We start from the raw sequence: 13,798 nt of genomic DNA on the forward strand, positions 1-13,798 counted from the left end.
ACTTGAAACAAAGCAAATCTTTGACTCAATTCAGGCCCAAATGGACACCGAACGTTACCTCATTATCAATAAATCATGGTATAACAACCTCTCATCATGGCAGCCAAAAACGGCGAAGATGAAAGAGTTTAAGAAAACAATAATTAAACAAGAAGAAATAAAAACTTCCATTTCGAAAAAGTCTAATATCGAAACTCTAACGTTTCCAGATCTTGTGACTTTTGATCCTATAGAGCAATTAAGGGCCCTACAGAAAAATTGGAAGCAAACGGAGAAAGAAGTATGATGAAAGGTGCTAAGGCAAACGTTGTTGAAGCAATTGGTAATACGCCAATCGTAAAATTAAATAGTATCGGAAAAGATACAAATTGTGAGTTCTACGTAAAATTAGAATATATGAACCCAGGTGGATCAACAAAAGATCGTATCGGTGCTTATATGCTTGATCGTGCCGTTGAAGAAGGCGTTCTTAAACCAGGTGGAACAATTATTGAAGGAACATCTGGAAACACAGGTGTTGGTCTTGCAATGTGGGCAGCAGTTCACGGTTACAAATGTATTTTCGTACTAGCTGACAAGCAATCAAAAGAGAAAATTGATAACCTAAGAGCATTCGGTGCAAAGGTTGTTGTCTGTCCAACAAATGTTGAACCTGAAGATCCACGCTCTTACTACTCTGTTTCTAAAAAACTTTCGGAAACAATTCCAAATTCATTTTATGTAAATCAATACGATAACCTACATAACAGAAATACTCACTACACTTGGACTGCTCCAGAAATGTATGAGCAAACGCAAGGTGACTTTGATGTTTTCATGGCAGCAGTTGGTACAGGTGGAACAATCAGTGGATGTGGCCGTTACTTCAAAGAAAAAATGGATAAGGTAGAAGTCGTTGGTGTTGACTGTGTTGGTTCAATCATCGCCGGTTACCACAAAACAGGAGAGATGGGTCAAGCTCACTCATATGTTCTAGAGGGTGTTGGTGAAGACTTTATTCCTGAAAACTACGACTTTGATCTAATTGACGACTTTGAAGTTGTTAATGATAAAGAATCATTTCTTATGACAAGAAAGCTTCTTAAAGAAGAAGGTATTTATGCTGGTGGTTCTGCTGGTGCCGTAATTGAAGGTGCTCTAAAGTACGCAGCTAAACAAACTGAACCAAAGAAGATCCTAATTCTTCTTCACGATTCAGGAAACCGTTACGCTTCAAAAATCTATAATGATGATTGGATGAGTGATGGTGGTTACCTTGATTCATCATTTAATGTTCAAATCTCTGAAGTATTAAATACTCTAGGTAAGGACGGAAATATTATTACAGTACAAGACACGACAACAATTGGTGAGGCCATTACGCTAATGGAAGAGAAAAACATCTCTCAAGTTCCTGTTCTAAACAAGGACGGTGATGTACTTGGTCTATGTACTGAAAGAAGTCTTATTAAACCTGTTATCATGGGCGAGTTCCAAAAAGATGATAATATTTCACTAGCGATCACAAATAAATACCGTGTTGTTGATTGTAATGAACTACTTGAGACTGTAGCTGATGCTCTTCTTAAGAAGGAAGTTGCAGTGATCACGAAAGGTGGAAAAGTTTCAGATCTACTTTCTGAAATTGATGTTCTTCAATACATGTCTGAAAAAGGCTCAAACTAATGAAGAAGCGCACACTGAAGTCTGCAGGTAAGTCATCAGTGTGCGTACATGCTGGTGGTCATCCAGATAAAGAAACAGGGGCAGTTATGCCTCCAATTTATCAGACGACCACCTATGCTCAAACAAGTCCGGGAATTCATCAAGGCTATGAATACTCTCGTTGCCACAACCCTACTCGCAGCAGACTCGAAGAATCACTTGCAGCTCTTGAAAATGCAAAGTATGCACTAGCAACCTCAAGTGGTGTCTCAATTGAAATGCTTATTATGCACGCACTACCAGTAGGTTCAACCATCCTATGTGGTGATGATGTCTATGGTGGTACGTACCGACTTTTTACAACAGTCTTTAATAAAATTCATAATTACATTTTTGTGGATACGACAGATATTAAGAAAGTTGAAGCGGCCTTAAAAGAGCATAAGCCTAAACTTATATGGGTTGAAACTCCAACTAACCCACTCTTAAAAATTTCAGATATCGAAAAGATATCAAAGCTAGCAAAAAAGCATAAGGCCATGACTGTTGTTGATAACACATTCATGAGTCCTTACTTCCAAAATCCACTTAATTTAGGTGCCGATATTGTCATGCACTCAATGACAAAATATATCAATGGCCACTCTGATGTTGTTGGAGGTGCTTGTATGTTAAATAACAAAAAATTCTATGAGAAGTTATGGACATTACAAAAGTCACTTGGCCCAACACAATCACCATTTGACTCTTGGCTTGTTCTAAGAGGAATTAAAACTCTTGCGATACGTATGGAAGCTCATGCAAAGAATGCTATGAAAGTGGCAAAGTACCTAGAGTCCCATCCAAAAGTCGAAAAAGTCTCATATCCTGGCCTAAAGTCTCACCCACAACACAAGCTTGCAAAAAAACAAATGTCAGGCTTTGGTGGAATGATCACCTTCTTCTTGAAAGGTGATATTAAGAAGTCTAAAAAGTTTTTACAAAAAGTAGAGATCTTCTCGCTTGCTGAGAGTCTTGGTGGAGTTGAAAGCTTAATCGAGCATCCGGCCATTATGACTCATGCTTCTGTTCCAAAAAATGTTCGTGAAAGTATTGGTCTGACAGATAACCTTATTCGATTATCTGTCGGTATTGAAGATGTCGATGATTTAATCGACGACCTTGAGTCGGCCTTTAAATCGATCTAGAAACTACCAGGTCCAGCATTCTCATCAATTTGAAAATCACCAGAAGATTCAGTTGTTGAATCTACCTGAGTACTCTCTTCTTTTGTTTCAGCTTTTTCTTTGGCCGCCTTAAATTCAGCTCTCTTTCTTTTGAGATCTTCTGGAATTCTTGCAATTGGCTTTTTTATCATTAGGTAATCATAATTACCATTACGGCCAAAGACTGTATTAGCATTTAAATACTCTTCAACTAAAAGCTTTGCACAAAATACACGGCCATGATCATCATTAAGACTATTCTTTGCACCTGAAGCGAAGATTAGGCCATCATCCTCAATAATCTTTTTAATCGTTTTATACTCATCACAAAACTCATTTGAAGTCGCGTGACACTCACCTTGTTTGCGATAAACATCAACAGAATTAGAAGTCGATTTCACGTGGATTGGATCACGACAAATATCAATAAGCCAATTACGATTCATGTACTTATACTGGTTATGAGCTATCTCTATTTCACACTCTTTCTTGCTAATAGTAATTGTCTTATTCAAAAGACCAAATGGCGCCGATTTATGTTTTACAGAAACATCAAATGTCGATTGAAAACACTCTGTTCCAGTAAAGGCCATGGCCCCAGTTGTGACAAGAATAATGATACTAGATTTTAGAAATTGCATTTTTATCTACCTCTACCATTAAGATGGTTTGATCATTTGGTAAGAAATCATCTTCATTATATCCCTTTTTACTCTGAAATGTTAATTCACTAATTAACTCGACCGGAGACGACCAATTTTTCTTAATAAAAGAAATATATTCTTCACCATTTACGATATGGTCATTATTTTTAAAGTATCCAGGAGACAGTAAAAGAACTCCTTTTCCTTTTTCTAATTGTATACTTTCTTTTTTAATTTCATATGAGTTAGGGAAGCTAAATTCATTAGACTTAATAAGAATATCATTATGAGAGAGAATTTCATGGCCGCCAATATTAACACTCTCAAGTGTGAGATCGGCCAGAGTTAATTTCGCAACAAGAATAGAAGCTTCTCCAAATTCAGAAAAATCTTCTTGGCGACTTTCTAGATGATTGAGAATCTTATCCATAGAAAGAGTGCCTTCTGCCTTCCATCCTTCAATCATTGTTAAGAAATTTCCAATTAACATATATGAGGAAGCGTGAAGAGAGATAATCCACACATCTCCACCAACCTTAAAGAAGTCAAAGAATTCACCGCCATTAGATGTTCCAGCACAAAAACGAGAAGTGATTCCAACACCACGGATCTTTTCACTTCTAAACGGTGCCATATTCTTATGCATCTCTTTGATGCTTTCTACTTGCCCAACAAGACCTTCCATAACACTATTCATTTTATAAAGAAGTTTCTTTTGTAATTCCATGGCCTTTAGCCCTTCAACAGCATTCTTCATGTTGAGCAGGTTCTCTTCTACTGTTTTATCAGCAAAAAATACTCCTAGGCACATTTCATTTTCTAAAATAGATTTGTCGATCTGATCTCCATCATTGAATACAATAATGAAATACTCGTCGTTTGATACATCGACTTGTGATTTGGTAAAGGCAACTTGACTTGCTGCTGACTCGTTATTTTCTTCTGAAATTTCTTTATTAAGATCTGAAAGCTCTAACAATTCTAGTAGATTATTGAGCTTACCTACGGCAATTTTATCGAGATTCGTCTCGACGATTCTAATACGCATAACTCTTCCTAAGTATTTAAAATTAAATAGCGATGACACGAATTTTTGGCATCTTGAAAATCCATTTTAGCATATTAAGCGACCAATATCATATAAATGAGCCGATTAAATTAAAGATTCCTTAAGAATGACCCGAAGAATTATTAGAATATGGGTATAACCCGACTGTAACACTAGGTCTTATAAATGAAGAAGAGTAAAATCGTAAATTTGGGAGAGAGACGCAAGAAAGCTAGTACGCGCAAAAGCACGTCAGCAAAGAAGACTCACTCCAAAACAATCTCTGGAAAAACCGTAGTTAATGCTAAGGGTGCAACTGATGACCCTACACAGAGATTAGAAGCTGAAAATAAAGCATTAAAGCTTGAGCAGAAAAAGATTTGTGAAATGGCCGCAAGAACAATTCTTCATGCCCTAGATTGTAAAGACCATTATACTTACGGACACAGTACACGTGTTGCCTATTTTAGTTTAACTCTTGGGAAAGAAATCGGACTGAACGAAGATGAATTATATGATCTAGAACTTTCGGCCCTATTCCATGATATTGGTAAAATTGGTGTACCAGACGAGGTATTAAATAAGCCTTCAAGACTTACAGAAGATGAATTTCTTCAAATGAAAAGTCATCCAGAAAAATCATTTGAAATCCTTCAAGGATTTACTCACTTTGAAAAAGTTGCAACATTTGCAAAATATCACCATGAAAGATGGGATGGGCGTGGATACCCAGACGGACTTAAGGGTGAAGATATTCCATTATTTTCTCGAATTATTCTAATTGCCGATACTTTCGATGCTATGACATCAACTCGAGTTTATCGTAAGGGACTTGATTATGAAGTTGCTTATGCTGAGCTAGAAGAGTTCTCTGGATCACAATTTGACCCAGAGTTAGCAAAGGCATTTGTAAGAGCGATGAAAAAAGAAGAAGTGAAACAAGAAAAGACTTTCACTCTTACAATCATCGACGGCCTATTTAAGAAAGACGCCGCTTAATTACAATTTGGCGTTTCAGCAACAGTATTAATATAGTACATCTGTAGAGTTCGACAGTCGTATTCTGATGCTAAAATCTTAGAAGTTGCGCACTCATTAGGCTTTCCTTCTTGCTTGGCCCAGTTCATATTACCTTCACATTTAATATAGGCTTCGCGATCAACACAAGCCCAGTGCTTTCCTTTACAGTTATAAACTAAACCTTGGCCAAACTCCGTATACTTTGGAGGAGCTACATAATCTAATTTCTTAACAACTTCTTCTTTCTCTTCCTCTAATTTATCAACAATTTTATCTAATTGATTATCGAGGGTATCGGCCTTTTCTTCGTCTTTATCATCTTGTTCTCCAAAACTGATATTAGAATCAACTGGAGTTGATGGGATAATGACTGGCTCAGGAGCAGGCTCAGTATTCTTTTCACCAAGATTCAAACTAGGTTCAGGTTGTTTTTCTTCTACCTGAGGTTCACTAGGAACCACTGCTGGTTCTTGCACTTGAACTTCAGGTTCTTGTACTGGTTGAACTTCAGGAGCAGGCTCAGGTTGAACTTCTTTAGTCGGCTCAGGCTGAACTTCAACTTGTTGTTGTGCTGGTTGCTCGACTTGAGGTTCAGCTTGTTCCACGGCCTTTGGTGACTCTTTTGTTTCAGTGACCTTCTTTGGTTTCTTCTTACGAGGTTTTTTCTGTCTTTTGACAGGTGGGACTTCCGGTACCTCATTATCACTTTCATCATTTAAAACAAATTGATCGATCGCTAAAAGAGCAACTGCAACGATAAGAACGATTTTAATTAGCTTACTTTTATCTTTGGCCTTTTTATCATCATCCTCATCTTCGTCATCGTCTTCATCATCATATTCGTCGCTATCTTCGTCTTCTTCATCTTCATCGTCTTTTTCTTTAGACGCTTTTTTCTTTAAAAGCTTAGCAAGGAATGGAAGCTGTTTTTCAAGGAAGGACTTATCTTCGTCATCATCCTCGTCCTCATCATCTTCTTCATCCTCTTCACTTTCAAGATCCTCATCGTCCTCATCTTCATTATCAGATGATTTTTTCTTAAAAAGCTTTGCTAGAGATGGGAAGTACTTTTCAACGAAAGATTCATCTTCTTCGTCTTCATCATCATCGTCGTCTTCCTCGTCATACTCTTCGTCTTCCTCTTCATCATCTTCATCCAAGACTTCCTCTTGAGATTGTGGAGGAATAACATCAGCTGCATCGAAGTCATCTTCAAGTTCAGTATCTTCTAATTCTTGGGCACTAGGAATTTTAACATCTGTTGATGTTGCATCATCAAAATCAGAATCAGAATCATCCTCATCAGATTCAAATTCATCTTCTTCAAATTCTTCGAGTAGCTCTTCATCTTCTTCAGACTTCTTTAGCTTCCCTTTCATCTTGTCAAAAAAACCTTTCTTGGCCACAAATACTCCTAATCTAAACCAAAGAACTCTTCCATTTTACTGTATAATTGAGAATCCTCGAAGGAATATTATCTATTTAGCATTCTTGTCCAACTACTTAACTCGGTTATAGTAGCAAATATTTTTTACGAAAGGTGGTGATAGAATGACAGAATCTTTATTAAGATACTGTTTATCACCAAAGTGAAGTGTTCCCTTACCTAGAGTTTTCGTTACATTGAAAATAACTTCACCCATGGTGCGACGATAATTTAACTCAACAAGTGGGCAAAGTTTTAACTCTCCACTCTCATCTTCATAAATCATATTATCGAATTGAATTTTTTGTATTGATTTATTTGGTAAGTTCTCTTTGATTAAATTGATAGTAGAGTTGAGGTCGAATTCCAATCCAAGCTCATCTAAATCGATCAGACATCCACCCTTAAACTGTCCATTTGGACCAGTTAAATTTTCTACAACAAAGAAGTCATCAGTTTTTAAATCGTAAGTAACCCCAAATGTTTTTATAACCTTAACATATTTAGACAGAACACCAGGTAAGTTCACACGCTCTAAATCCGCATGATTCTTAATAATCTTATTACCAATTCCGGAAAAGCTTTGATCAGGACGGTAGAAACGCCTACCATGAATTTCAACACTATCACCTTTATTGATAATTAGATCTTCTAAAGGCTTATACCAACTGGCCAACCAACACTTGGAGTTTAAAAGCTGGGCATTGTTAAAGTCTCTAAGATCACCCCACCAATTAAAATAATTACTCAAGTCTGTTGTTACTGTCCCTGTTATAAAACCAAAATGACCTAAGCTATCCAAGTACTCTTGTGAATAACTTAATTTTGTACAAAGAGTATTTTCACTAGAGTCATTAACTAAGAAGAAGATATACTCCAGCTCTGTTAAGTACTTATCAATTTTAATTTTTGGATTATTAGCAGCAAGTGCAGCATCAAAGTCGAGATTAACACGATACTTCACTTCCACTCCTTGCGATTTGTGACGATAAATTCATCTTTAAAGTTCTCAATACGAGAAATAAAGTCGTCATCCATACCTGTTCTTACTCGCCCCTCACGATCAAAGATCATTCCCTTTGCACGTGCAGGAGAAAGTAAATCTGGTAGAGACTGCACATAGAATTCCCATAAATTACTTTGATTACGCCACTTATTTAACCAGTGCACACCAAAGCCAACATGAGAAATCTCATCTTCGTAAACAACATTTAAAATTGCTGCTGACTTTTTGTCATCAACACCTTGAAAAATATCACGATAGAATTTTGCAAAATCTAAGTTGGCCGCTTCAAAAGTTAAGGCCATCACAGCAAAGTACTCTTCAAAGCTTGTGATTTTTTGCATCTGTCGCCAAAAGAAGTCGTTAACAGGTAGATCTCCAAAATCAATCCCAAAGTCATTCATTCTTTTGCGATAAAGATTAAAATGTTTAATCTCATCATCAATAGTTTGTAGCAGGCCTGAGGCGATCCTCTTGTATTGCGACTTATCTTCTATTGGAATATACATCAAAGCAGTGGCCATCATTTCGATTGCCAAAAGCTCATGATTTGCAAAGAAGTGAAGGGCCATGGCCTTCTTTTCATCTAAATGAAAACTGCCTCTTTTTGGAAATTTTAGTTGTTCGCAAGAGAATATGATTTTCCCCTCTCTCGCTGGACGAAGATCTTTTATTCCATCTTGTGTTTTATGGTAATTTAGATCCGTAACAACATCAGATGTTGTCAGCTTATCTTCAAGAAATGGAGATTCTAGCAATAGCCTTGCGTACTCGAAAGTATTCATTATCTCTAAGGTTTAGAAGTAGTATTTTTTCTCTTACGACTTACATTTCTTTTTCGACTCTGTCCAGGACGCCCTTTACCTTTGAAGTTTCTTCCTGTTGATCCTTTAGAGGCTCCACCCTTCCCAGGTTTACCTTTAAATCGTCCTCCACCAGGTTTACGTCGATTGGCCTTACGCTTCTCAAAACACTCTTCACAGATAGGAAAACGAGAGTCTTCTGGCAGCTTAACACTACATGAAGAACATCTAGCTATAATCTTTTGTGAAAGAAGTTCATTTAGTTGATCGATAGCAAGCTGCTTATTATTTAAGAGCTCAACTTCAGAATAGACAAAGTTTTTATTATTAAAGTGTCTTGAAAGCCATTGATATAGCTCAACACATTTAATCGAAGTTTCAAGGTAATCAATATCATTTGAACCGTGTTCAATCGGTTCACAAGGAATCCCTTCCATATTAACGTATTTATGAAGGATCCAATTATAGAATTGAACATGATCCATTAGGCCCAGGTTTACTGGAGCACAAGCAAATCCAAAGATTTCAGCATCAGTAAGAATACCGTTTGAATCAGCATCTTCTACCATCTCTGCTAACTCAATCATCTCCTTCATATCAACACAATAAAAAGGAGCTTGGAAAGTCATCGTGTTAAATAGACGTAGAAATTCTGAAAGCTTTAGCTTTGGTAAATTATTATCAATTAGTGCTTTGTTAACTTGGTTGAAGATATCAAGGTCAGGACCAACCATACACTGATCACTTTGTTCAAGTGTCGCACTCAATGCTTCATTGATTGACTCAATTCCGTCTTCGACCTTTCTTAGACAAGTTACTGTTCCGCGAGGAAATCTCTGGAAACGTCCAGCACGGCCACCGATCTGCTTTATCTCACTTACAGAAATATCATGTTGATGGCCATCAAAGAACTTAGAAAGAGTTGAGAAAACGACTCTTTTAATTGGTAAGTTCATACCCATCGCAATAGCATCAGTTGAAACGATAACGTCAGTTTCACCCTGATCAAATTTACGGGCCTGCTCTCGACGTACTTCAGGAGAAAGTCTTCCATAAACAATCGAAACTTTATAACCTAAACGCTCTAAGTCTCTTTTATGTCTTAGGGCATTCTTTCTTGAAAATACAATAAGGGCGTCGTTCTTTTGCATATCAGCTAGAACAATTGGATGCCTCTCAACTGATAGCTCAGTCATACGAGTGTATTCATTAATAATTAGTTCATCGCCACAAAGATCAACAATCACTTTAACAAGATCAAGAGCAGAAGCATCACCACAAAGGTGAACCTCATCGGCCATAATATTAACAAGTGCTCTCGTCCATGCCCAACCACGTGAAGGATCAGTAATCATTTGAATCTCATCAATTACACAACAGTCAAAGACTTCTTGTAATCGCGCCATTTCAATAGTTGACGAGTAGTGTGTTGAACCTTCTCTCTCAATAACTTCTTCACCAGTAAGCAGAGTTGTGACAGCACCTTTTGAATTTAGTGTATCGTAAAGCTCTGCGGCCAGAAGTCTTAGAGGGGCCAAGTAGCAACCTTTAGGGACACTCGATAACTTTTCAATTGCGTGATAAGTTTTTCCAGAGTTAGTAGGTCCCATATGGTAGACGATCTTTCTCTTCATTTGCCTGGCATTTGAATGTGTCCAGAACTCCCCAAGATACTCTTGAAGAATTGTCGACGAGACGTCTTTCTTCTTTAGAATGATAATTGATTTTACGAATTTCTTAAATTCACGCTCTAGGTATCTTTCATTTCTCCAGTAATGAGTTGAAAGAGAGCGGTAGAATTTGTCATACTCCGCATCCGTAATTAGATCAGTACTTAGCTCATTTGCTTCTAAGTATTGATCAAATAACATACTTACATTTCTTCGGTGAAGAGAAGCAAGTTCTGATGGATAAGCAAACTCTGATTTAAAATATTGCTTAACCTGATTCTCTAACCTATTTAGAGAAGATCTTTTAATAGTATTTCTTAATTTGTAGAAATTCTTATCGAGAGTTTTTTGAAGATTGAATACGATATCTGAAACAACATGAATTCCATTATCAATCTCTTCTCTAATTTGCTCTTTCGTTGATTCAATGATTTCAACACAACTTTCATAGACTGAATCTCTAAGAAGTGCTCTAAAGTCATTTACACACTTAATACACTGACACTTCAGCTCACTGATTTTATGTTTTGTTAAATCAACATCTGAACGAATAAAGGTTTGAGTCTCATTATGCTGATTTACAACCTTTTGTCCCCACTCATAGAATGTTTTCTCGTGAAGAGAGAGGATATTTTGAGACAGCCCACCATCTTGACCAAAGAAGATTGCTTCCTTTTCTGGAATCATACAATCATCAATAAAAATCAAATCAAGGATATTATCTTGTTTAATTAATAAATTAAAATTGGTGAAGTCTTTGTTAAAGAAATAAACTAAAGATGGATTCTCATCAAAAACTGTCCATAACTTAGTTAGCGTTGACTCAAGAAAGCCAAGAACGACAAGAGCATCTTCACTTGCTCTAACATAACTATCATCATCGGAAAAATTATTGACCTTAATAATCGTTTTACGTTCTGTTTCTATATTTTCTCGAATTGCGGAGAAGTCAGGTAGCTTATTTATTTCTTGTGAGCTCATTCTTTAAGAGTACGTTGAGGGAAGAAATTGTGCAAGTAATCTTAGGTGTTAAATACAAAAAAATACATTATAATTAAGCAATAAACATATAGAGAATGGATTGCATATGATGAAAACATGGCTAACTGAAACTTTTAATATTAAATACCCTATTATTATGGCACCGATGTTTCTTGTGACTAGTATTGATATGCTAGTAGAAGCTTCTAAAGCAGGTATTATGGGTTGTATACCGGCACTTAACTGGCGAACTCCAGAAGAATTTGAAGAAGGCCTAAAGGAATTAAAAGAAAGATGTGAAGGTCCATTTGGAATCAATATCATTGTAAACCAGTCAAACATTCACATGCACAAACAAATTGATCTTTGTGCTAAGTATGCACCAGACTTCATCATCACTTCACTTGGAAACCCGAAAGAAGTTATCGAAAAATGTCGTCCACAAGGAACTAAGATCATCTGTGACGTTGTTGATTTAAAATATGCTCAAAAGGTACAAGATCAGGGAGCCGATGCGGTTATCGCTGTAAACTCTGGTGCCGGTGGGCACGCAGGTCCAACACCTGCAAGTATCCTTGTTCCTCTACTTAAGAAGAACTTAGATATTCCAGTTATCTCTGCAGGTGGGATTGCAACAGGATCAGGCCTATTTAGTATCATGGCACTAGGATGTGAAGGAGTCTCTATTGGGTCACCTTTTATTGCCACTAAAGAATCAATTGTATCTGATGCATATAAAGAAGCCGTTGTTCAATACGGAGCTAAAGATATTGTGATGTCCAATAAGATTTCAGGTACACCTTGTACAGTTATCAATACTCCTTATGTTCAAAAAATCGGAACTGAACAAAATATTGTTGAAAAGGCCATGAGCAAGAATAAGAAGCTAAAAAAATATGCAAAGATGCTTACTGGTTACAAGGGAATGAAGGCCGTTGAAAATGCAGCTTTCGGAGCCACATATAAAACAGTATGGGTTGCCGGTCCTTCTATTGAGTTCATTGAAAAGATTGAAACAGTAAAAGAGATTGTCGATAGAATTGTTTCAGAATTCGATACTTCCGTTGATGAATTCTTAGCTAAAAGATCCTAATTATGTTCAAGCTTCCTAAGGTTTTACGTTATCAAAATTTTAGAAGGCTCTATATTGCAGGTCTGACATCTGAGCTTGGCTCATTTGTTTCAGAAACAGCGCTAATGCTCTTAGTATTTGAGTTATCAAATCATAATAAGAGCTATCTTGGTGCCGCACGTGCAGTATTCCTCTTCTTTCTAACAATCGGAAACTTAATTGGTGGGGTCATCGGCGAGAAATATAATCGCAAGAATGTCCTTCTGTTTACGAACTATATTCGTATCCCAATTATTTTCACTATTATCTTTGCTAAAACTCCTGAAGTGGTCATTCTATGTGACGGCCTGATCGCTCTTTTTACAGGGATGTACAACCCCACTAGACAGGCAATGGTAAATGATATTGTTCCACAAAAAGATATGAATCGTGCCAATGCACTATTTGGCTCGGCATTTGCTGTTCTACACATGATTGGGCCATTTCTTGGTGCAACAATGTTTACGGCTTTTGGTGGTATTAAGGAAGTCGTCGCCCTCGATTTTCTAACCTACATTGTTGGAATCTACTTTATTATGAGCTTAACTTATAACCCCCCAAAACAAGAGGGTGACAGTGAGAGCTTCTTATCTGAAATAAAGAATGGTATTAAATATGCCCGAACACAAAAAGAGCTCTTTGCCGTCATTTCAAATGTCATCATTGAAGGTTTAGTACTTGGGTTTATGTTTCCCCTAATTCTTCCATATCTTACTGAAACCCTCGGGGCCACAAAGCAAGATTACGGGATAGCCTTAGCGCTCTTTGGCCTTGGTGGCCTATTTGGTGGTTGGGCCAGTTCTACAATTTTCAAAGATAAACCTGTTGGGAAATTAATTATTACGACACTCTATTTAGAACCTGTTCTCATGGCAATATGGCTATACACGGCTTCTTATACTGCAACATTAATGATTTTCTTTGTTTGGGGATTTGTTGTATTCGTTCGTATTACAAATCAACTAAATTATGTTTCCCTTAAAGTCGAAACAAAGTATCTAGCGAGAATATTTGCCCTACTAGATCTTGGCTTCGTTGTCCCAAATATATTAGGTGGGATTATCCTTACATTTATTGGAAATCAATATGCTACAGAAGAGATCCTTATTGTCGTCTGTATTGCATTCTGTGCACTTATTTTCCCGAGAATGTTATTTTCAGATATGAAAGCATTATTTAACTTAAACAACGAAACCGTCGATAGGGATACATCAATACAGGATAAAATCTAATTAAAGACAAG

12 protein-coding genes are annotated in these 13,798 nt (G+C 36.9%); 6 read left to right on the top strand and 6 right to left on the bottom strand.

Annotated elements, in window-relative coordinates; all coding sequences use genetic code 11:
* The 3 genes from ABMA79_RS14675 to ABMA79_RS14685 form a co-directional block, all read left to right on the top strand.
* Positions 1-286 (top strand): hypothetical protein (locus ABMA79_RS14675; RefSeq protein WP_393093543.1); only part of this gene is annotated, 286 nt, incomplete at its 5' end.
* Positions 283-1,665 (top strand): pyridoxal-phosphate dependent enzyme, encoded by a 1,383-nt coding sequence (locus ABMA79_RS14680; RefSeq protein ID WP_021265745.1) that lies wholly within the window; start codon positions 283-285, stop codon positions 1,663-1,665. The genes ABMA79_RS14675 and ABMA79_RS14680, both read left to right, overlap by 4 nt.
* On the top strand, positions 1,665-2,831 hold the full coding sequence (locus tag ABMA79_RS14685; protein ID WP_393093545.1) for a trans-sulfuration enzyme family protein: 1,167 nt from the start codon (positions 1,665-1,667) through the stop codon (positions 2,829-2,831). Before ABMA79_RS14680 ends, ABMA79_RS14685 begins: the two co-directional genes overlap by 1 nt.
* Here ABMA79_RS14685 and ABMA79_RS14690 read toward each other — a convergent pair.
* Complete coding sequence (locus tag ABMA79_RS14690; protein ID WP_392857595.1) at positions 2,828-3,490, bottom strand: hypothetical protein; 663 nt, start codon at positions 3,488-3,490, stop codon at positions 2,828-2,830. The genes ABMA79_RS14685 and ABMA79_RS14690 overlap by 4 nt on opposite strands.
* Positions 3,471-4,541 (bottom strand): hypothetical protein, encoded by a 1,071-nt coding sequence (locus ABMA79_RS14695; RefSeq protein ID WP_392857596.1) that lies wholly within the window; start codon positions 4,539-4,541, stop codon positions 3,471-3,473. The genes ABMA79_RS14690 and ABMA79_RS14695 overlap by 20 nt, the downstream gene beginning before the upstream one ends.
* Before the next feature lie 186 nt (positions 4,542-4,727).
* Between ABMA79_RS14695 and ABMA79_RS14700 the strand changes: the two genes are divergently transcribed.
* Positions 4,728-5,540 (top strand): HD-GYP domain-containing protein, encoded by an 813-nt coding sequence (locus ABMA79_RS14700; RefSeq protein WP_392857599.1) that lies wholly within the window; start codon positions 4,728-4,730, stop codon positions 5,538-5,540.
* Here ABMA79_RS14700 and ABMA79_RS14705 read toward each other — a convergent pair.
* From ABMA79_RS14705 to ABMA79_RS14720, 4 genes are all read right to left on the bottom strand, one after another.
* Positions 5,537-6,967 (bottom strand): hypothetical protein, encoded by a 1,431-nt coding sequence (locus ABMA79_RS14705; RefSeq protein ID WP_393093548.1) that lies wholly within the window; start codon positions 6,965-6,967, stop codon positions 5,537-5,539. The two genes, ABMA79_RS14700 and ABMA79_RS14705, sit on opposite strands and share 4 nt — an antisense overlap.
* Before the next feature lie 93 nt (positions 6,968-7,060).
* Positions 7,061-7,951 carry a hypothetical protein gene (locus tag ABMA79_RS14710; protein ID WP_393093550.1) on the bottom strand — a complete coding sequence of 297 codons (891 nt, stop codon included), beginning with the start codon at positions 7,949-7,951 and terminating at the stop codon, positions 7,061-7,063.
* Entirely contained in the window at positions 7,948-8,775 is an 828-nt protein-coding gene (locus ABMA79_RS14715; protein ID WP_392857603.1) for a DUF455 family protein, read from the bottom strand. Before ABMA79_RS14715 ends, ABMA79_RS14710 begins: the two co-directional genes overlap by 4 nt.
* Positions 8,776-8,780: 5 nt before the next feature.
* On the bottom strand, positions 8,781-11,444 hold the full coding sequence (locus tag ABMA79_RS14720; RefSeq protein WP_392857605.1) for a helicase-related protein: 2,664 nt from the start codon (positions 11,442-11,444) through the stop codon (positions 8,781-8,783).
* Between the two features lie 106 nt (positions 11,445-11,550).
* Here ABMA79_RS14720 and ABMA79_RS14725 point away from each other — a divergent pair, with 106 nt between their 5' ends.
* Together ABMA79_RS14725 and ABMA79_RS14730 are read left to right on the top strand one after the other, a co-directional pair.
* Complete coding sequence (locus tag ABMA79_RS14725) at positions 11,551-12,537, top strand: NAD(P)H-dependent flavin oxidoreductase (RefSeq protein WP_392857608.1); 987 nt, start codon at positions 11,551-11,553, stop codon at positions 12,535-12,537.
* 2 nt (positions 12,538-12,539) lie between these two features.
* The gene (locus ABMA79_RS14730; protein ID WP_393093552.1) at positions 12,540-13,787 is read left to right on the top strand and encodes an MFS transporter; all 1,248 of its coding nucleotides are present in this window, start codon (positions 12,540-12,542) and stop codon (positions 13,785-13,787) included.
* Positions 13,788-13,798: the final 11 nt, after the last annotated feature.

The organism is Halobacteriovorax sp. HFRX-2_2 (assembly GCF_043196705.1).
Lineage (GTDB): Bacteria > Bdellovibrionota > Bacteriovoracia > Bacteriovoracales > Bacteriovoracaceae > Halobacteriovorax_A.

Coding starts and splice junctions, on each gene's coding strand:
- ABMA79_RS14690 (WP_392857595.1), bottom strand. CDS start 3,490: ATGCAATTTCTAAAATCTAGTATCATTATTCTTGTCACAACTGGGGCC.
- ABMA79_RS14720 (WP_392857605.1), bottom strand. CDS start 11,444: ATGAGCTCACAAGAAATAAATAAGCTACCTGACTTCTCCGCAATTCGA.
- ABMA79_RS14715 (WP_392857603.1), bottom strand. CDS start 8,775: ATGAATACTTTCGAGTACGCAAGGCTATTGCTAGAATCTCCATTTCTT.
- ABMA79_RS14725 (WP_392857608.1), top strand. CDS start 11,551: ATGATGAAAACATGGCTAACTGAAACTTTTAATATTAAATACCCTATT.
- ABMA79_RS14695 (WP_392857596.1), bottom strand. CDS start 4,541: ATGCGTATTAGAATCGTCGAGACGAATCTCGATAAAATTGCCGTAGGT.
- ABMA79_RS14730 (WP_393093552.1), top strand. CDS start 12,540: ATGTTCAAGCTTCCTAAGGTTTTACGTTATCAAAATTTTAGAAGGCTC.
- ABMA79_RS14685 (WP_393093545.1), top strand. CDS start 1,665: ATGAAGAAGCGCACACTGAAGTCTGCAGGTAAGTCATCAGTGTGCGTA.
- ABMA79_RS14680 (WP_021265745.1), top strand. CDS start 283: ATGATGAAAGGTGCTAAGGCAAACGTTGTTGAAGCAATTGGTAATACG.
- ABMA79_RS14700 (WP_392857599.1), top strand. CDS start 4,728: ATGAAGAAGAGTAAAATCGTAAATTTGGGAGAGAGACGCAAGAAAGCT.